We start from the raw sequence: 18,161 nt of genomic DNA on the forward strand, positions 1-18,161 counted from the left end.
CTGTTACCACACCGGCTGCGGTTCCCGACTGCCAATCTTGTTCTTGGCCTTCTTGTCCGCATATCTGCCGTCGGCATATTCACCATAGGGATAGCTAGGGTAAGCCATCTGCGACCGGTAGGCGCCGGGGGTCTGGCTGAACTGCCGCTTAAAGGCCCGGCTGAAGGACTGCTGGGAATCAAAGCCGCTTTGCAATGCGATATCCAGGATGCTCTGATCCTGCCGGCCAAGCTCGGTCGCCGCCCGTGAAAGGCGTCGGGTGCGGATATAGGAGCCCAAAGCATTGCCGGTAACGCTGCGGAACATCCGCTGCAAATGCCATTTTGAGTAACCCGATCTTGCGGCGACTTCATCCAACGATAAGGACTTATCCAGATTATTTTCCAGCCAGTCCTGTAAGTCTCGAATTATGACGTCCTGATTCATCGCGATTTCTCCGCAAAAGATAATGATGTAGTAACAATATGACCGGTCGTATTGATAGTCAACTTCTTTTTATTAACGAACGATAATATTTTCACATCTGCTGAGAAAACGCGTTTCCCGGACGCGCAAATCCGAGGTGATGCCGCAGGGTCGTGCCGGTATAAGGCCGGCGGAAAATACCGCGCCGCTGCAGTTCCGGCACCCCTTGCTCCGTTGTCCAAGTATCATTGCTGTCCCTGTCATGCCATGTTTTTCGGGTTAAAAAATGTGTATCAGAAAATTTGTAATTTCCAGATTATCTAAGCGCCTATGGTTACCACACCGGCTGCGGTTCCCGACTGCCAATCTTGTTCTTGGCCTTCTTGTCCGCATATCTGCCGTCGGCATATTCACCATAGGGATAGCTAGGGTAAGCCATCTGCGACCGGTAGGCGCCGGGGGTCTGGCTGAACTGCCGCTTAAAGGCCCGGCTGAAGGACTGCTGGGAATCAAAGCCGCTTTGCAATGCGATATCCAGGATGCTCTGATCCTGCCGGCCAAGCTCGGTCGCCGCCCGTGAAAGGCGTCGGGTGCGGATATAGGAGCCCAAAGCATTGCCGGTAACGCTGCGGAACATCCGCTGCAAATGCCATTTTGAATAACCCGATCTTGCGGCGACTTCATCCAACGATAAGGACTTATCCAGATTATTTTCCAGCCAGTCCTGTAAGTCTCGAATTATGACGTCCTGATTCATCGCGATTTTCTCCGCAAAAGATAATGATGTAGTAACAATATGACCGGTCGTATTGATAGTCAACTTCTTTTTATTAACGAACGATAATATTTTCACTTCTGCTGAAAAAACGCGTTTTCCGGACGCGCTAATCCGAGGTGATCCCGCAGGGTCGTGCCGGTATAATCCCGGCGGAAAATACCGCGCCGCTGCAGTTCCGGCACCACTTGCTCCACCATGTCCTCCAACCCTCCCGGCAAGTAGGGGAACATAACGTTAAAGCCGTCTGACCCCTCCTCCGTCAGCCATTGCTCCATCTCATCGGCAATGGTCTGCGGGGTGCCGACAAATGCCAGCCCGGCATAGCTGCCGGCTTTTTGCGCCAGTTGGCGAATAGTCAGGTGCTCTGCGCGGGCGAGATCGAGGATGCGCTGCTGCTGGCTCTTGCTGGTATTGGTGGCAGGAATATCCGGCAGCGGGCCGTCCGGATCATAGCCGGAGACATCATAATCCAGCATACCGTTCAGCGAGCCGATACCGCTGTCGTAATGCACCAGGCTGTCCAAATGGGCGCGTTTTGCCTGGGCATCGGCCACCGTATCCCCCACCACCACAAAGGCGGCCGGGAGGATTTTTAGCGAGCGGGGATCGCGGCCGAGCGCCGCCATCCGGTGATGGATATCGGCATAGAATGCCTTGCCGCCGGTTAATGACGCTTCGGCGCCGAATATCACCTCAGCGGTTTGGGCCGCCAGCCGGCGCCCGGCTTCGGACGCGCCGGCCTGGACGATAACCGGCCAGCCCTGTACCGGCCGGGCGATATTCAGCGGGCCGCGCACCGAAAAAGACTCGCCTTTGTGATTTAACACGTGCATGCGCCGGGGATCAAAAACAATACCCTGCTCCACGTCCCATAAAAAGGCATCGTCGGCGAAACTGTCCCATAACCCGGTTACCACATCATAAAATTCCCGGGCGCGCTCATAGCGCGCGTCGTGATCCATCTGGCTTTCATAGCCGAAGTTCAACGCGGCGTCGGGATTGGCGGTGGTGACGATATTCCAGCCCGCCCGGCCACCGCTGAGATGATCCAGGGAAGCGAAACGGCGCGCGATATGGAAAGGCTCGTCAAAGGTGGTGGAGGCCGTGGCCACCAGGCCGATTTTTTCCGTGGCTCCAGCCAGTGCGGACAGCAGGGTAAAAGGTTCAAACGAGGTGACGGTATGGCTGCGTTTCAAGGCGTCCGGCGGCATGTTCAGCACCGCGAGATGATCGGCCATGAAAAAGGCGTCGAATTTGGCCGCTTCCAATCGCAGGGCGAAGTCCCGCAGGTGGCGGAAATTGAAATTGGCGTCGGGATACGCGCCGGGATAACGCCACGCGCCGGTATGAATACTCACCGGGCGCATGAAGGCGCCCAGATGTAATTGACGGGATGAATCCATAACATCACCTCTGTTCACGGGCCTTAGTTAACAATTGCCAGCGATAAACCCTGGGGTTAGCTGACCGTCTGTCCGAACCGTCAGGCCAGCGCCCGCGTCCGGGCGCCGAGCAGCACGGAAAAAACGCCGAACAGACTGACCAGCAAAATAACGACGGCGCCCACGTCAATGGCCGTGGCCAGGCTCCAATGGGCGGCCACCGAACCCAGCGTCAGCGCGAAACCGCCCTGCACCAAATACGCCACCAGATAAAGGGCCGAAAGCGTTCCGCCGCGATGATGGGTGGGCGCGTACATATTGATAAGACCCAGCCCGCCCATGAACATAAGACAGTACGCCATACCCGCCATCATCAGGAAAGCCATAAATATCGCCAGGGAGTGTTCCGCCACGGACCAGGCCAGCAGGCCCATACCGCTGGCGGAAGCCACCACGCCCAGAGTAATGGCCGGGCGGGACGCCAGGCCTTTGGCCACCAGCCCGGTTGCGCCGGAAGAGAAGGCGAATACAGCGAGGGTGGCGCCGTTCAACAGGACATTGCCGGAGCCTATCAGGTCGCGGGCAATCTGCGCCCCCAGGGACAAGCCCAGGGCGCCGATGGCATAAGCGCTGGACACCGCCGCCGCCGATGAGATAAACACCGGCAGCAGTTCGCGGGGGATGGCGGGGGTTTTCGGCCGCCAACGTCCCTTCGCCTCAGCGCTGGTGTGCCGGGGTAAAAACCAGGCGGCGCCGAAAATCAGGGCGATAATCACCAGTAACAGCCAGAAATTCAGCCGGGTGGGCAACGGAGCGTATTCGATAAGCGCCCCGCCGATAAGGGTGGCCAGGGCCAGTCCGGCGGACTGCGCTACCGTGGTGATGGCGCTGGCCTTTTTGGCCTGGCCGGCCGCGCTAAATTCAATCATGGCCGCCGTGGCCGGTCCGGCCGAGAGGCCGACGCCGATGCCCATAAACCCACGGCCAATGTAAATCCATAACAAATCCGGGGCGACGGCAAACAGCATGACCCCCAGGAATGATGCGGCCAAGCCGAGCAGCATGGTGGTACGGCGCCCGATATAATCGGATATATCGCCGAAACAGATGAGCATGCCCACCACGACGATGGGATAAATGGCGAAAATGGCGGCGGTCTGGGTGGTATTCAGCCCCCACTCGACGGCATACAGCGGGTATGTCATCGCCGGGGCCGCACTGGTCCATATGGTATGCGCCACAACCGCCGCCGCGACCCAAAAACTGGCCCGTTGTCCAAGCATCATTATCCTTCCCGTCATGCCAAGATATCCGGCAGGGTTAAAAATATGTGAATAAGGATAATCAGTATGGATGTGCGTATTATTATCGTCAATAAAAATATGACCGACCGTATTATTTTTCATGATCGGGAATAGCGAGGGTATTTAAGGTAGGGTTATCACGATTTTGCCCGTGACATGCCCCGCGGCGCTAAGTGTGTACGCCTCTGCGGCCTGTGTGAGCGGGAACGTTTTTTCCAGGGCCACGCGGAAAGCCCCTGCCGAATAAAGCCGCCCTGCCTCGGCCAAGACCCGCTCAGGATTTTTCTGGGCCGCGAAAGATCCCTGTGCGCCGTATTGCGGCGCGGTAAAATCGGCGATGGAGAGGACGCGGGAAGGGTCTCCCACCAGGGCGATAAGCGTCGGTATAACGCCCGATCCCGCGAGATCAAGGGCGGCATTGACGCCGGTGGGCGCAAGTTTCCCCACCCGTTCAACGAGACCCGGCCCATAGGTGGTCGGGATGGCGCCGAGCCCGCGCAGGTAATCATGCTTAGGGGCGCTCGCAGTCCCTATCACGGTAATGCCGTGGTAACGCGCGAGCTGGATCGTTGCGGAGCCAACGCCGCCGGCCGCGCCGTTCACCAAAAGCGTCTCGCCGGGCTTTATTCCGACCTGGGCGAGAATGCGCGTCGCCGTTTCGACGATCACCGGGAACCCCGCCGCCGCGTCGAACGGCAGGCAGTCGGGCTTGCGGGCCCAGTGTGTCAGCACCGCGTATTGCGCCATCGTGTTGATACCGTAGCCGAAGACGGCGTCGCCAATGGCAACGTCTATGACGCCCGCGCCCACTTCATCCACTATGCCTGCCCCCTCAACCCCGACACCGGAAGGAAGCGGAATCGGCCTGTCCCGCCAGCGGCCGACCCGAATCTTCAACCCGTCCGAAGGATTGACCCCGGCAGCCCGGACGGCAATCCGCACCTGTCCTGGACCTGCATGGGGCTCAACCGCGTCCACCACCCGCAGAACCTCGGGACCGCCATATTCACTAAATTGGACTGCTTTCATGAAAAACTCCTAAGTTGCCTGCTCAGGCGTAGGGCGTGCCTGACATTGCCGCTTTCACGCCGGCGGTGCCCTGATCAATAATGGCGAGAAAGACGGCTGTAGCTTGCGCTGTATCCCGCTCCCGTCGAAAGGTCCGATGAGCCTGGATAAAGGCCACGGTCCACGTCGCCAAGAGCAGGCCGGCCGCCAACCGGGCGTCGGAGTCGGTAGATTCCCGCCCTGCGCATTCGGATAGCGCAGCCGTAACCTCTTGCGCGAGCTCGTCACGTATCGCCCTGGCCCGGCCCTTAAGGATTTCGCTGCCCTCGATGGTTTCGATGAAACCTTGACCTGCGGCGGTAAACCTGACCAAAGGGCTCTGTTCCGCGACCAGCCGATGCGCGAGCAGTCGTAACGTCTCGATGGGAGTGACGCTACGATCGCGCTGGCGCAACGCGTCGCGCAGGATTTCGCGGCCCTCTTCGTCGCGATCAAAGAACATGTCTTCCTTGCGGGGAAAGTGATTGAATACCGTCATTCTTCCGACGTCGGCGGCTGCCGCGATTTCGTCTACCGTCACATGATCAAAGCCCCGCTCAAGGAAAAGACGCGTGGCGACAATGGAGATACCCTGTCGTGTGGCGAGGCGCTTGCGGGATCGACGGTCGGATGGCATTGACATGGTGCTCCTGATGGCATATTTTTATACTCAGTATAAATTGGTATCAAGTATATTAAAATACCTATAGGAGAACAAGTTGATATTTCTGTCAGGGGGCTCACCAGCGGCGCCGCATTCTCCCATCGATCCAGGATCGCTATGAACAAACCGCTTATCGTTATTTTCACGACCATTGTCTTGGATGCCGTCGGCATCGGCCTTATCTTTCCGATTTTGCCTTCGCTGCTGCAGAGCGTGACTCACGCTGAAAACGTGGCGCTCTACATTGGCATTATGACGGCCCTTTATGCGGTGATGCAGTTCATTTTCGCACCGGTGCTCGGTTCGCTCAGCGACCGGCTCGGCCGGCGCCCGGTGCTCCTGATCTCGCTGGCCGGCGCGGCCGTCAACTATCTGGTACTGGCCTTTGCGCCCCATCTCTGGATGCTGCTGCTTGGCCGCGCCATTGCCGGCCTGACGAGTGCCAACATCTCTGTGGCGACCGCTTACATCACCGATATTTCCTCCGAGGATAAGCGCGCGCGCCGCTTTGGCCTTTTCAACGCTATGTTCGGCATAGGCTTCATCATCGGTCCGGTCCTCGGCGGCGTCCTCGGCGACTATTGGCTGCGGCTGCCCTTTATTGCGGCGGCGGCGGTGAACGCCTGTAATCTCCTGCTGGCAATATTCATGCTGCCGGAATCGCGCACGCCTACCAGGGAGAAAATCAATCTGGCGGCGCTGAACCCTCTGCGGCCGCTGCGTTGGGTGTTCTCGGAAAAAAGCCTGTTGCCCGTCGCCATCATCTTTTTCATGTTCAGCGCCACCGGCGAAGTCTACGGTACCTGCTGGGCTCTATGGGGGAGCGACACCTTTCAGTGGAACGGACGTTGGATCGGCCTTTCACTCGGCGCCTTCGGTGTCTGCCAGACGCTTGCCCAGGCGTTCCTACCCGGCCCTACGGTGAAGCTGCTGGGGGAACGCGCGGCCATTTTGACCGGCGTCGCCAGCACGTGCATCGCCCTGATAGTCATGGCCTTCGCCACCGAGAGCTGGATAATTTTCGCTATCATGCCGCTATTCGCCCTCGGCGGCATTGGCGCGCCGGCCCTGCAATCCCTGGCGACCCGACAGGTTGATGAGAGCCGGCAAGGCCAGTTTCAGGGCGTGCTGGCATCGGCCGTGAGCCTGGCCTCGATCCTGTGCCCACTGGCGTTCGCAAGCATCTATTTTACCGTCAGGGAACAATGGCCCGGCGCGATCTGGCTATCGGTCGTCGTCGTTTACGCTGTCATTGTGCCCCTCGTGCTCGGCTTGCGCTTTAAGAAGCCGGCAGCGGTCCCAACGCTATAACGCGTGGTATCAGGATGCCGCCGGCCGGGTCAGCAGCAGCGGAAAGGCCACGGCGAAGAAATCTTCCAGCGGCTGCCGGCAGCGGACGATTTTCATGCGCACCACCGCCCCTTCCCAGCTGTTGATGAGAAACCGGGCCATTTTTTCCGCGTCGAGAGTAGGAACGATACTGCCGTCCAGTTGCCCTTCATGCAGGGTAGCGGCCACTTGCGCGGTCCATTTTTCCAATGACTGGCCGATGGCCTGGCGTAATAGCGGGGTATTATCGGACATTTCGGCGGCGAGATTGGCGATTAAGCACCCTTTTTCATAGCCGAACTCGGCGTAATGGGCGGCCATAAATTCGAAATGGCCGCGTAATCGATCGATGGGGGGCAAAGCGGTGTCGGAAAGTATCTGTCGATTGCAATCCTTGCCGTAGATGCTGAGAACCTCAAGGGCCAGCAACTCTTTGGCTTTAAAATAATTATAAAACGAACCTTTCGGCACCCCGGCGGTATCCACGATATCCTGCACGCTGCATGCGCTGAAGCCGAGGGTGTGGAACCGGTCCAGTGCGGCGTCGACAATCTTGTCGCGTACGCTTGGTTTTGCCATGGGTTAACGTCTCTTGCAAACAAATACGGCCCGATTATAAGTACGGCCGGCCGGATTAAGCAAGAGCAGGCAGCCCGTTCTGCCACATCCGGCCGGGTAGACAGCCCATTCGGTCACAACCGGCCGGTCTTATGTGGCAGGGACGCCGACGATAACGCCACGGCAGCTTTATCCGGTACCCGCGGCCGCCATAGACGTTATCAGTGCGCAGCGGAGGACGGCGCGGCGGGTTTGCCGATTTTATGCATCAGCGGCACCATGGCGGTGGCAATCATAAAGCAGATCATGATGGCCATAAACGTGTCGCCGAAGGTCAAGGTGCGCGCTTCGCGGTAGGTCAGTGACCAGAGCTGCTGCAGCGCGGCGGTGGCGGCGGATGACGTATCATAGCCGAGTCCGATAAACCGTGCGGACAGGGTGTCCAGCAGCGCGTTCATCCCCTCATTGGGTTTGGTAAGGTATTCAGCCAGCCGGAAAAAATGCAGGTTGGTGCGATCGTTCAATAAGGTGGCGCACCAGGCGATACCGATGGCTCCCCCCAGGTTGCGCATCAGGTTGAATAATCCCGAGGCCATTTTCAGCCGCTCCGGAGCCAGGCTGCCGAGTGTGAGCGTCACCACCGGGGCAACGGAAAACTGCTGCGCCATGCCGCGAAACGCCTGAGGAATCAACAGTTCCCTCGCCCCCCAGTCATGGGTGATGGGCATGAAATTCCACATGGAAAAGGCGAAACAGGCCAGACCGAACATCAGCAGCCAGCGCAGATCCACGCGGTTGGCGAAAAAGGAGTACACCGGAATGGACAGGATCTGGAAAATGCCGGTGGAAAATATCGCCAGGCCGATTTGCAGGGCGCTGTATCCCCTGACCTGGCTGAGAAAGAGCGGCGTCAGGTAGATGGTGGCGAAGATGCCCAGGCCGGCGATAAAGGAAAAAAAGCAGCCGAGGGCGAAATTTCGTTCTTTCAGCGCCCGTAAATCCACAATCGGCCGGGCAAAGGCCAGTGAACGCCAGATAAACAGTATCCCCGCTACGGCGGAAATCCAGGCGGTGGCGGTAATGGTGCCGTCGCTGAACCAATCCCAGCGCGGCCCCTCTTCCATAGTGTATTCCAAACAGCCCAGGCTGACGGCCATCAATACCATGCCCGGATAATCGGCGCCCCGCAGCAGGGAGAGATTGGGCCGGTCGATTCTGACCATCAGCGGAACCGCCACCGCGACAAAGGCTCCCGGCAGCAGATTGATAAAAAACAGCCAGTGCCAGGAATAGTTGTCGGTTATCCAGCCCCCTACCGTAGGCCCCAGGGTCGGGGCCAGCGACGCAATGCCGCCGACGGTGGCGGCGGCGAAAACCCGCTGCTTGCCGGAGAAAAAGATAAAGGCGGTGGTGAAGACCAGCGGAATCATCGAGCCGCCGAGAAATCCTTGCATGGCGCGGAACAGGATCATGCTCTGGATATTCCAGGCCCAGCCGCACAGCAGGCTGGAGAGGGTAAATCCGATGGCGGAGACGCTGAACAGCCAGCGGGTGGTCATGACGTGCGCCAGCCAGCCGGAAAGGGGGATCACGATAATCTCGGCAATCAGGTAGGCGGTCTGCACCCAGACGGTTTCATCAGTGCCGGCGGATAATCCGCCGCCGATATCCTTCAGGGAGGCGGAGACGATTTGAATATCCAGCAGGGCGATAAACATACCGACGCACATGGTGGAGAAGGCGAATATCCTGCCCGGCAGCGTCATGCCTGCCGGCAGCGCCGCGACGGCGGACGACAGGGCGGCGTCGCTCATGGACGCTCCGTGCCGCGGCTGTCGATAGCGGCGGTCACCGACAGGCCGGGCCGCAAGAGTCCCAGCGTGCCGTCGTCTTTATCCAGCGTGATGCGTACCGGCACCCGCTGGACGATTTTGGTGAAATTGCCGGTGGCGTTTTCCGTCGGCAGGACGCTGAACTGAGCGCCCGTGGCCGGCGCCAGGCTGGCTACCGTACCGTGAAACAGCCGCCCCGGCTGGATATCGGCCCGCACGGTGGCGCGCTGCCCCGGCCGCATCTCCCCGAGCTGATCTTCTTTGAAATTGGCGTCTACCCACAGCCCCCGCGCCGGGATGATTTCCAGCAATTGGCTGCCGGCCCCGGCCCAAGCCCCCAGTCTGGCCCGGCGGTTACCCACCACGCCGTTAATGGGGGAACGGATCTGGGTGTATTCCAGATTCAGCCTGGCCAGATCGCGGCCGGCCGTGGCTTGATCCAAGGCGGCCAGTATCTGTCCTTTCTGGCTGTCAATAACCGACAGCTGGCGCTGGGCCGCCAGTAAAACCGCCTGTGCCTGCTGCCCGTCCGCTACCGCTTGCCGAAAATCGGCTTCGGCTTTTTGCAGGCTTTGTACCGAGACGGCCTCGCCCTTTTGCAATGTTTTATACCGCGCCAGATCGTCGCGGGTACGCTGGATCTGCGCGTCGTCGCCGGCGATGGTGGCCCGTGCCTGCTCAACCAGCGCTTCCTTCAGGCTGCGGGTAGAGGCAAGATTCACCAGGGCCGCCTGCTGGGCGGCTATTTCCCCTTCCGCCTTGGCCAGTTCCGCCCGGTAGTCGCGATCGTCCAGTTGGAGCAGCAGTTCGCCGGCCCGCACCGCCTGATTATCGGTGACGGCAATATTGGCAACATACCCCGCCACCTTGGCGCTGATGGTGGTGATATCGCCGCCGACATAAGCGTCGTCGGTGCTTTCCACGAAGCGGCTCTGGGTCCACCAATAATAGCCATAACCCAAAAGAATTACCGCGCCGGCCACCGTCAATCCCACGGTCAGCCTGTGGCGCTTTTTGGGACGGCGTTCCTGTTCGTCCGGTTGGTTTTGGGGAGTGGTCATGAATAATCCTTAAGCATCGGCTTTAGCGGGCGGGTTGAAACGCAGGTTTTCATTGCCGGCTTCCTGCTTTAAACGCAGGAAATCCATGCGGTAGCGCATTTGTTCGCTGGCTGCCGGCCCCGGCCCTACCCGATAGTTTTCGGAGGTGATTTTTTCGCCGGTATTCGCATCGATAAGAACCGGCTGCGCCGGCACGCCGGTATGGCGGTTAACCAGTACCGACGCCGCTCCTTCCGGTGAAAAATGCGCGTTGCCCCAGGCCACCAGCGCCCAGATAACCGGCCGGAAATCTTTGCCGGCGTCCGTCAGGTGGTACTCGAAGCGGGTCGGCGTCTCGCTGCAGGGTTTGCGCTCCAACAGGCCGTTTTCCACCAGATCATTGAGCCGGCGGGTCAGCATGTTGGGGGCGATGTTCAGGCTGGTTTCGAATTCGGAAAAGCGCGTAAGGCCGTAGAAAGCATCACGCAGGATTAAGATGCTCCACCACTCCCCGACTCTGGCCAAACTTTTGGCGACGGGGCAAGGCATATCGCTGAAATCGGTTTTGTTCATGAGCCGCGGCTCCGGTCGTTAGTCACTATCAAGTTGATAGTAATGTAGGCGAAGTTACTATCAAGATGCAAGTCATATTTAGCAAGTCATATTTAAATTGGCGAGAAATTTATCGGGGATGGGGGGTGAAATGAGGTTTGTGAGGGCACGGTCTCCCTTTAACAGGCTCGTTGCACGATGGAAGATAGCGGGCCTACCCTGGCATGGGGTACTCCGGCCGCCGCTGGACGGCGGCTTCGACCCCATTGCCACGGTCTCCCTTTAACAGGCTCATTGCACGAGCGATGCTCGCGGGCCTGGGCCGCCATGGGCGTTATTTGGCCGGCAATTCGATCTCGCTGGCCGATAGGGTGCCCATGTTGTGGTACATGGCGCAGGCGGCATCCACCAGGTTCATGGCCAGGGCTGCGCCGCTGCCTTCACCCAGGCGCATCTCAAGATCAAGATAGGGGCGGAGATCCAGCTGCGCCAGGGCGATTTTCGCCCCCTTTTCGGCGGACAGGTGGGAAGGAATCAGATAGGCGCGCGCCAGAGGCGCGATGCGGCAGGCCACCAGCGCGGCGGCATAGGACAAGAATCCGTCCAGGATAACCGGTAGCCCTTCGGCGGCGGCCCCCAGCATAACGCCGGCCATGCCGCCGAGATCATATCCGCCTACCTTCGCCAGTGTGTCGACGCCGTCCCGGGGGTCGGGACGATTGACGGCGATGGCCCGTTCCACCACGTCGATTTTGTGTTGCAGCAGCGCTACGGGCAGATTGGCGCCGCGCCCCACCACATCACCCGCCGGGACGCCGGCCAGAACGCTGACCAGCGCCGCGGCCGGCGTGGTATTGGCCATGCCCAGCTCGCCGACGCCGAACAGGCTTACGCCCCGAGACGCATGCTCTGACACCAGCGCCGCCCCGATCTCCAGGACCTTTTCCGCTTCATCGCGGCTCATGGCCGGGCCGGCGGCGATATTGCCGCTGCCTCGGCCCATGCGCCGGTCAATCAAACCGGGCAGCGGAAGATCGCTGTCAATACCTAAATCCACCGCCGTGACCTGCGCGCCGGCATTGGCCGCCAGCACACACACTCCGGTAATGCCTTTCACCATATTCACCGCCTGGATAGCGGTGACGATACGCGGCGAAATGGCGACGCCCTCTTCATAGACGCCGTGATCGGCAATCATCACCATGATCTGTTTGCGGTCAAACTGCAGCGGACGGTGGCCCATGATGCCCGCCAGCTGCACGGCCAGCTGCTCCAGGCGGCCAAGGCTGCCGGGAGGTTTCAGCAAACCGTCCAGCCGTTGCTGCGCCGCCGCCATTGCGCCGGCATCCAGCGGCCTGATGGCATCGATAACCTGTTGCAGTGTGTTCATGATATCTCCTGAAAAAACGGTTAAGGGGCGGTTTTCCGGCCGCTGTCGTTTAAGCATGTCAATACGCAAAATCCGTCCGTCAGGGTGACCTGGCTAAAGGCGTTCTGACGAAAGCGAAAGTGCCACATGGCGTCGGGGGGGAGTCCCAGCAAGGTGGCCAGCAGAATACTCAACACGCCCTGGTGCGCCACCAGCAGAATATTGCCGGCCTGTTCGCCGGTGAGACGCGCGGTGGCGTCAACAACCCGGCGGGAGAACGCCTGAAAACCTTCCCCGCCGGGGGGAACGGTATGCCGCCAGTCATCGCACCAGGCGCGATAACGCTCCGGGTCTTCCCGGCGCAAATCGTGGTGGTGGCGCAATTCCCACTCGCCAAAGGCCATTTCATTCCACTCCGGGGAACATTGCGGCTCCAGATGCGGGCGCAGGATGTTCGCCGTTTCCCTGGTGCGCCTCAGGGCGCTGGCGGCTATCTTCTCGAACGGCACCTCGGCGAGCTGCCAGGCCACATGCTGCGCTTGCCAGCGCCCGTTCTGCGTCAGGGGAAGATCGCTTAGGCCGCAGTAGACCCCATCGTAATTGGCCTGGGTCTCGCCGTGCCGTACCAGATAGAGATTCATGCCGCTCTTCCCCCGTTCATGCCATGACCCCCAGCGCGGCCAGTAAAAACAGCCATTCAAACAGCTCGACGCCGCAGCCAAGGGTGTCGCCGGTCTGGCCCCCCAGGGTACGGTTGATTTTGGCGCGATAGATAAAAGACAGCGCCGCCGCGATAAGCGCCGCCAGGGCGCCGGTGAGACCGGCGATAAGCAGGGTCAGCAGCATGCCGATGAGCAGGGTCAGGGCGAAGGATTCACCGCTGATTTTACCGATATAGACATTGCCGAGGCCGTTCTCGCGGGCATAACGCTGGCGATACATCAGTACGGTGATCAAGGCCCGGCTGATAACCGGGGCGGCGATAATAAAGGGCAGAGCGCCGAGGGGATGCCCGGCCAGAGAGGCCAGGGCCACGGTGCGCAGTCCGACGGAAAAAATCAGCGCCAGGGCGCCGTTGGTGCCGATGCGGCTGTCGCGCATGATCTCCAGCATCTGCTCGCGTTTGCGCGCCGAGAAAATGCCGTCGCAGGTATCCGCCAGTCCGTCGAGATGAAAGGCGCCGGTCACCATGGCGTTGGCCATAACCGTCAGGAACGCCGCCGCCGGCGCGCCGAACAGGCGCTGGGCCAGGATGAAGACCAGTGCGCACAGGGTCCCCACCATCAGCCCCACCACCGGTAGCCACATGACGCCGCGGGCATAGGAACTGAGCGGCAGGTCCGCCGTCCAGCGCGCCGGCACCGGCAGGCGCGTCAGAAACTGCATGGCGGCAAAAAGCTGTTTCATTGCACCGCCCCCGGTATGTCTATGTTTTTGCATAATCGTTTCATTACACCGCTCCCTGAATGCCGGCGCCCTTGATATGGACCGGAATGCCGGAAATCACCAGCCAGACGTCCTCGGCGGCGGCGGCCAGCCGCTGGTTGACCCGTCCGGCGATATCCCGGAACCGGCGGGCCAGCAGATTTTCCGGTACGATACCCATGCCCAGTTCGTTGGTGACCAGGATAACCCGGCATGTCGCCTCGGCGCAGGCGGCCAGCAACTGGTCGATCTCGCCGGCGATATGCCGTTCGATGGCGTCGAAATCCATGGCTTCCGGCGGGGTTTCCCCCGCCTCATCAAATAACAGATTGGTGATAAGGGTAGTGACGCACTCCAGCAGCACCGCGGTGACCTGCGGGTCATGGTCGCGGATAACCTGATGGAGATCACGGTGCCCTTCCCAGGTCAGCCAGTGGGCGGGCCTATGGCGCCGGTGCTGCTCTACCCGCGCCGCCATTTCCCCATCGGTGACCCGGGAGGTGGCGATATACAGCACCGGCCCGTTTTGCCTTTGCGCCAGGGTTTCCGCCAGACCGCTTTTGCCGCTGCGGGCGCCGCCGGTAATAAGAATCATATGTCCGCCATAATGCGATAAATACGGGGTATATCGATATGGGCGCGCATCTGCGCCGCCAGGGCGTCGAACGAGCGCTGCTTGCGCTCCTGCCAGCCCATTACCGGCATATTCAGCGGACTGAGCCCCCGCCGCTCCCGCAGGGCGTCCAGCAGTGCACGGGTGAACTGCGGCGTATCGAACAGGCCGTGGATGTAGCTGCCGGCCACATCGCCCCGTTGGTTGATGGCGCCGTCGTCCTGGCGTAACGCCCGGCCGTTTTGCCGGGTCAGGCAGGCGAAAGGACGCACCCCGGCCCCCAGAATGGTCCGGCCCATGTGGATTTCATAACCGCCGAGGGTAAGCCCGCCGCCGGCGGCGAACACCCCGTCGGGCAACGCCAGCACCTCGGCCTCCACCTGGGTGGTCACCTTGCGCGGTTCGAAATGGGTTTCGCAGTTCAGCAGCCCGAGCCCTTCCGTTTCTTCCAAACCGGATTCGATACCGTCGGTGACCCGCCGGCCCAGCATCTGGAAGCCGCCGCAGATGCCCAGGATCGGCACGCACCGGTCGTGGGCGCCGCGGATCTCTTCATCGATGCCGTTGGCCCGCAAATAGCGCAAATCCCCGAGGGTATTTTTACTGCCGGGAATAATCAGCAGGTCCGGCACGCCAAGAGGGGTACCGCGCTTAACATAGCGCAGCCGCACATCGGGCTGCGCCGCCAGGGCGTTAAAATCGGAAAAGTTGGCGATGTGGGGCAGTTGCAGCACGGCGATATCCAAATCACGCCCCAGGTCCCGGCGGTATTTATCCCCCTGCAGGGCGACGCCGTCCTCGTCTTCCAGCGGTTCGTCAAACCAGGGCATCACCCCCACCACCGGCACGCCGGTAAGGGCTTCTATCTGGGTGATGCCCGGCTGCAGCAGCGCCGGGTCGCCGCGGAACTTATTGATGATCACGCCTTTTACCCGCGCTTTTTCTTCCGGACGCAGCAACGACAGCGTGCCGTAGATTGCGGCGAATACGCCGCCTTTGTCAATATCCGCCACCAGAAGCACCGGTGCGCCGGCCTGTTCCGCCATGCCCATATTGACGATATCGCGATCCCGCAGATTGATTTCCGCCGGACTGCCCGCGCCTTCCAATACGATAATATCGTTTTCCGCCGCCAGGCTGCGGTAAACTTCCCCTACCCGCTGACGCAGCTGCGGTTTGTATTGGTGGTAATCCATGGCATCCATATGGCAAAGCGCCTCCCCCATGACGATTACCTGGGATTTCCGGTCGCTGGTGGGTTTAAGCAGCACCGGATTCATCCGCACGTCCGGTTCGATACCCGCCGCTTCGGCCTGGAATACCTGCGCCCGGCCCATTTCGGCCCCGTCGCGGGTGATCCAGGAATTGAGCGCCATATTCTGCGCCTTGAACGGCGCTGTGCGATGGCCGTCCTGGGCAAAAATCCGGCACAATCCCGCCGCCAGCACGCTTTTACCCACATCGGACGCGGTCCCTTGCAACATGATTGAGAGTGTCATAATGAATCCTTGGGAAAATGCCGAACCGTCCGGCGACTGCGCGCCTTGGCAAGACGTCTCATGCGCTTTGCGCCGGCCAGCGCTTGTTCACCAGCACGGTGGAGAAATAGGGTAGCACCCGATCCGCCGCCATGTCGCCGAGGGCGCGGAAACACTGCTCCTGCGGCAGCGAGGCATCCGCCATCAGCAGGGCGTGATCCAGCAAATCCAGCCGCCGCAGCAATGCCTGGATACGGGCAAAGCGGCCGTAGACCTTCATCAGCACCACGCAATCATGGGTGAGCAGCGCCTGCTCCAGCGCCTCGTCGTTATCTGTGCAGGCCATGACCGCCAATGACTGGTTTTCCATCGCCAGGGGCACCTGAGCGCGTGCGGCAATACAGGCAAAAGAGGTGACGCCGGGAATAATCTCGATGGCGACGCGGTGCTGCAGGCGCGCCAGCAGGAAGACCCAGGTGCTATAAAGCATGGCGTCGCCGAGGGTGATAAACCCTACCCGTTTCCCGCTCGCCGCGTCGGCGGCCATCTCCTCCGCCACCGTATCCCACGCCGCGTTTTTTTCCGCCTCATTCAGGCTCATGGGAAAATGACGGGATTTAATCTCCACCCGGTGGGAAAGATATTCGCTCACAATACTCAGAGACAGGCTGTCGCCGCCCTTACGCCCCGCCGGCGCATAGAGAATATCCAGGATGCCAAGGGTGCGCGCGCCGCGCACGGTGATGAGATCAGCGGCGCCCGGTCCGGTGCCGATGGCGTAAAGAGTGCCGCTCATAAGGCTGTCTCCTCGGGGATACGATCCAACAGGTGATCGACGAACATCTGCTGGATCAGGGGATTTTCCCCCAGCCCCTGCAGGTGGCAGCGGCAGTGATAGCCGGCCTGTTCCAGCCGACTTTTCCACGAGCCAGGGTCATCGGAAGCCATGTCCTTGACCGCGTGATCGCCGGCCACCAGCATCAGGGGCATCAGATGCACAGTGCGCACCCGCTGTCTTTTCAGGCGGGCAATGACCAAATCCAGGTCGGGATAACTCTCCACCGCCCCCACCAGCGCCGGGATCCCCTCGGCGTCCAGCATATGATCCAGGCAGGCATAAGCGGAGAAAGCCGGATGCCCGGTGCCATGCCCCATGAATACCACCCGTTCATCATCGGCCAGGGACGGCATCTGGGCCCGCAGCGCCCCTATCAGCCGGCCATAATCCCGCTGATGATTGAGCAGTGGCGCGCCGATAAACAGGGCCTCGAAGCGGCCGTCCCAGCCTGAGGCATGGCGCACCAGCTTTTCATATTCATCGCCGTGAATAATATGCAGGGATTGTATCGCCACATCCTTGTAGCCCTGCTGCCAGAGTCTCTCCAGCGCCTGGGCCGGCGTATCGATGATAAGCCCGTCACGCTGCGCGAGTTTGCGCAGCACCATACCGGAGGTAAAGGCGCGAAAAGGGGTCCGGTCGGGAAAGGCCCCGGCGAGGCGCCGCTCGCAGGCGTCGATATTCCGGACGCGCGCGTCGCGGTAGGTGGTGCCGAAACTCACGGTTAATAGCGCTTTTTTCATTGCTTATTCCTTCAGGCTGACGTCTGCGGCGCAAAGCCACCGATCCAGGCGCCGTTCAAATTCGTCCGGCGTGGAAATCACATCCTGCCAGTGCATGACCGGCCGGCGGAGGACCACACAGGGGATATTCTCTTCCAGGCAGGGCCGCACCTTGTCGATATAGCCTCCCTCCCGGCCCGACTCTTTGGTAATCATGACGTCCGGCCGGTAGCGGCGGTATAAGGCCAGGTTCAGCTCGGCGCTGAACGGGCCGGTCATGGCGACTATCTGATTGACTCCCAGTCCCAGCGCTTCGCACTGTGCGAGGATGCCGGACAAAGGCAGTACGCGGGCGATAAGGGTTTTGCCCGGCAGCAGCCGCACGTAGTCCGCCAATTGCTTGCTGCCGGTGGTCAGCAGCACCCGCGGCCCGAATTGCCCGGCCCGTTCGCAGGCCTGTTCGATGCTGTCCACCGGGAACAGGCAGGGATGGACAATGGCGTCGATGTCGCTGGGCCTTTCATAGCGGGTCAGCGGCACCCCCCGCTGCCGGCAGGCCTCGGCCAGGGTGCGGGATGCCTGTTCCGCATAGGGATGGGAGGCATCGATAACCCGGTGGGCGCAGCGCAGCCACTCCGCCATACCGTCGATATCAAGCCGTCCCACCTGCCGCCCGCCCCCCACGTCCTCCGCCAGCGCCTCGCCGGTGGCGGTGGCCACCGACAGGCTGTAGGGCACGCCCCGGCGCGTTAATATCCGGCATAGGGCCAGCGCGTCCGAGGTGCCGCCGAGAATATGGATATTGATACTCACTCTCCTTCCCTC

17 protein-coding genes and 2 pseudogenes are annotated in these 18,161 nt (G+C 60.7%); 1 reads left to right on the forward strand and 18 read right to left on the reverse strand.

Annotated elements, in window-relative coordinates:
- Positions 1-114 precede the first annotated feature (114 nt).
- From ACL2XJ_RS22015 to ACL2XJ_RS22040, 6 genes and pseudogenes are all read right to left on the reverse strand, one after another.
- A pseudogene (locus ACL2XJ_RS22015) lies at positions 115-426 on the reverse strand (helix-turn-helix domain-containing protein); the annotation flags it as partial.
- Positions 427-850: 424 nt separating this feature from the next.
- A pseudogene (locus ACL2XJ_RS22020) lies at positions 851-1,162 on the reverse strand (helix-turn-helix domain-containing protein); the annotation flags it as partial.
- Positions 1,163-1,254: 92 nt separating this feature from the next.
- Complete coding sequence (locus ACL2XJ_RS22025) at positions 1,255-2,586, reverse strand: LLM class flavin-dependent oxidoreductase (RefSeq protein WP_413724496.1); 1,332 nt, start codon at positions 2,584-2,586, stop codon at positions 1,255-1,257.
- Positions 2,587-2,666: 80 nt separating this feature from the next.
- Complete coding sequence (locus ACL2XJ_RS22030; protein ID WP_413724497.1) at positions 2,667-3,851, reverse strand: MFS transporter; 1,185 nt, start codon at positions 3,849-3,851, stop codon at positions 2,667-2,669.
- A 141-nt stretch (positions 3,852-3,992) separates the two neighbouring features.
- Positions 3,993-4,898, reverse strand: coding sequence for an NADP-dependent oxidoreductase (locus ACL2XJ_RS22035; protein ID WP_413724498.1), 906 nt, complete (start codon positions 4,896-4,898; stop codon positions 3,993-3,995).
- Positions 4,899-4,920: 22 nt separating this feature from the next.
- Positions 4,921-5,559, reverse strand: a complete 639-nt coding sequence (locus tag ACL2XJ_RS22040; protein WP_413724499.1) for a TetR/AcrR family transcriptional regulator — start codon at positions 5,557-5,559, stop codon at positions 4,921-4,923.
- A gap of 138 nt (positions 5,560-5,697) precedes the next feature.
- On the opposite strand from ACL2XJ_RS22040, the gene ACL2XJ_RS22045 reads away from it, so the two are divergent.
- Entirely contained in the window at positions 5,698-6,891 is a 1,194-nt protein-coding gene (locus ACL2XJ_RS22045; protein WP_413724500.1) for a TCR/Tet family MFS transporter, read from the forward strand.
- A gap of 9 nt (positions 6,892-6,900) precedes the next feature.
- On the opposite strand, the gene ACL2XJ_RS22050 is transcribed toward ACL2XJ_RS22045, so the two are convergent.
- The 12 genes from ACL2XJ_RS22050 to cobK form a co-directional block, all read right to left on the reverse strand.
- The gene (locus tag ACL2XJ_RS22050) at positions 6,901-7,488 is read right to left on the reverse strand and encodes a TetR/AcrR family transcriptional regulator (RefSeq protein WP_132921524.1); all 588 of its coding nucleotides are present in this window, start codon (positions 7,486-7,488) and stop codon (positions 6,901-6,903) included.
- A gap of 200 nt (positions 7,489-7,688) precedes the next feature.
- On the reverse strand, positions 7,689-9,233 hold the full coding sequence (locus tag ACL2XJ_RS22055; RefSeq protein WP_413726937.1) for a DHA2 family efflux MFS transporter permease subunit: 1,545 nt from the start codon (positions 9,231-9,233) through the stop codon (positions 7,689-7,691).
- 44 nt (positions 9,234-9,277) lie between these two features.
- Positions 9,278-10,360, reverse strand: coding sequence for an HlyD family secretion protein (locus ACL2XJ_RS22060; protein ID WP_413724501.1), 1,083 nt, complete (start codon positions 10,358-10,360; stop codon positions 9,278-9,280).
- A gap of 9 nt (positions 10,361-10,369) precedes the next feature.
- Complete coding sequence (locus tag ACL2XJ_RS22065) at positions 10,370-10,912, reverse strand: winged helix-turn-helix transcriptional regulator (RefSeq protein ID WP_132921521.1); 543 nt, start codon at positions 10,910-10,912, stop codon at positions 10,370-10,372.
- A 313-nt stretch (positions 10,913-11,225) separates the two neighbouring features.
- The gene (cobT, locus tag ACL2XJ_RS22070; protein WP_413724502.1) at positions 11,226-12,281 is read right to left on the reverse strand and encodes a nicotinate-nucleotide--dimethylbenzimidazole phosphoribosyltransferase; all 1,056 of its coding nucleotides are present in this window, start codon (positions 12,279-12,281) and stop codon (positions 11,226-11,228) included.
- A gap of 20 nt (positions 12,282-12,301) precedes the next feature.
- Positions 12,302-12,901, reverse strand: coding sequence for an adenosylcobalamin/alpha-ribazole phosphatase (locus ACL2XJ_RS22075; protein WP_413724503.1), 600 nt, complete (start codon positions 12,899-12,901; stop codon positions 12,302-12,304).
- Between the two features lie 16 nt (positions 12,902-12,917).
- Positions 12,918-13,667, reverse strand: coding sequence for an adenosylcobinamide-GDP ribazoletransferase (cobS, locus tag ACL2XJ_RS22080; protein WP_413726938.1), 750 nt, complete (start codon positions 13,665-13,667; stop codon positions 12,918-12,920).
- Positions 13,668-13,710: 43 nt separating this feature from the next.
- Positions 13,711-14,280 (reverse strand): bifunctional adenosylcobinamide kinase/adenosylcobinamide-phosphate guanylyltransferase, encoded by a 570-nt coding sequence (gene cobU, locus ACL2XJ_RS22085; protein WP_413724504.1) that lies wholly within the window; start codon positions 14,278-14,280, stop codon positions 13,711-13,713.
- Complete coding sequence (locus ACL2XJ_RS22090) at positions 14,277-15,797, reverse strand: cobyric acid synthase (RefSeq protein ID WP_413724505.1); 1,521 nt, start codon at positions 15,795-15,797, stop codon at positions 14,277-14,279. The genes cobU and ACL2XJ_RS22090 overlap by 4 nt, the downstream gene beginning before the upstream one ends.
- 58 nt (positions 15,798-15,855) lie before the next feature.
- Positions 15,856-16,572, reverse strand: coding sequence for a cobalt-factor II C(20)-methyltransferase (locus ACL2XJ_RS22095; protein WP_203521361.1), 717 nt, complete (start codon positions 16,570-16,572; stop codon positions 15,856-15,858).
- Positions 16,569-17,357, reverse strand: coding sequence for a sirohydrochlorin cobaltochelatase (gene cbiK, locus ACL2XJ_RS22100; protein ID WP_413724506.1), 789 nt, complete (start codon positions 17,355-17,357; stop codon positions 16,569-16,571). The genes ACL2XJ_RS22095 and cbiK overlap by 4 nt, the downstream gene beginning before the upstream one ends.
- Before the next feature lie 3 nt (positions 17,358-17,360).
- Positions 17,361-18,149 (reverse strand): precorrin-6A reductase, encoded by a 789-nt coding sequence (cobK, locus tag ACL2XJ_RS22105; RefSeq protein WP_413724507.1) that lies wholly within the window; start codon positions 18,147-18,149, stop codon positions 17,361-17,363.
- Between the last annotated feature and the right edge of the window lie 12 nt (positions 18,150-18,161).

Source organism: Sodalis sp. RH16 (assembly GCF_047324245.1).
In the GTDB taxonomy this organism is placed as follows: domain Bacteria; phylum Pseudomonadota; class Gammaproteobacteria; order Enterobacterales; family Enterobacteriaceae; genus Acerihabitans; species Acerihabitans ligni.

Excerpts from the sequence above, each read along its gene's own strand:
- ACL2XJ_RS22025 (WP_413724496.1), bottom strand. The coding sequence starts at position 2,586 with ATGGATTCATCCCGTCAATTACATCTGGGCGCCTTCATGCGCCCGGTG.
- ACL2XJ_RS22030 (WP_413724497.1), bottom strand. The coding sequence starts at position 3,851 with ATGATGCTTGGACAACGGGCCAGTTTTTGGGTCGCGGCGGCGGTTGTG.
- ACL2XJ_RS22035 (WP_413724498.1), bottom strand. The coding sequence starts at position 4,898 with ATGAAAGCAGTCCAATTTAGTGAATATGGCGGTCCCGAGGTTCTGCGG.
- ACL2XJ_RS22040 (WP_413724499.1), bottom strand. The coding sequence starts at position 5,559 with ATGTCAATGCCATCCGACCGTCGATCCCGCAAGCGCCTCGCCACACGA.
- ACL2XJ_RS22045 (WP_413724500.1), top strand. The coding sequence starts at position 5,698 with ATGAACAAACCGCTTATCGTTATTTTCACGACCATTGTCTTGGATGCC.
- ACL2XJ_RS22050 (WP_132921524.1), bottom strand. The coding sequence starts at position 7,488 with ATGGCAAAACCAAGCGTACGCGACAAGATTGTCGACGCCGCACTGGAC.
- ACL2XJ_RS22055 (WP_413726937.1), bottom strand. The coding sequence starts at position 9,233 with ATGACGCTGCCGGGCAGGATATTCGCCTTCTCCACCATGTGCGTCGGT.
- ACL2XJ_RS22060 (WP_413724501.1), bottom strand. The coding sequence starts at position 10,360 with ATGACCACTCCCCAAAACCAACCGGACGAACAGGAACGCCGTCCCAAA.
- ACL2XJ_RS22065 (WP_132921521.1), bottom strand. The coding sequence starts at position 10,912 with ATGAACAAAACCGATTTCAGCGATATGCCTTGCCCCGTCGCCAAAAGT.
- cobT (WP_413724502.1), bottom strand. The coding sequence starts at position 12,281 with ATGAACACACTGCAACAGGTTATCGATGCCATCAGGCCGCTGGATGCC.
- ACL2XJ_RS22075 (WP_413724503.1), bottom strand. The coding sequence starts at position 12,901 with ATGAATCTCTATCTGGTACGGCACGGCGAGACCCAGGCCAATTACGAT.
- cobS (WP_413726938.1), bottom strand. The coding sequence starts at position 13,667 with ATGAAACAGCTTTTTGCCGCCATGCAGTTTCTGACGCGCCTGCCGGTG.
- cobU (WP_413724504.1), bottom strand. The coding sequence starts at position 14,280 with ATGATTCTTATTACCGGCGGCGCCCGCAGCGGCAAAAGCGGTCTGGCG.
- ACL2XJ_RS22090 (WP_413724505.1), bottom strand. The coding sequence starts at position 15,797 with ATGACACTCTCAATCATGTTGCAAGGGACCGCGTCCGATGTGGGTAAA.
- ACL2XJ_RS22095 (WP_203521361.1), bottom strand. The coding sequence starts at position 16,572 with ATGAGCGGCACTCTTTACGCCATCGGCACCGGACCGGGCGCCGCTGAT.
- cbiK (WP_413724506.1), bottom strand. The coding sequence starts at position 17,357 with ATGAAAAAAGCGCTATTAACCGTGAGTTTCGGCACCACCTACCGCGAC.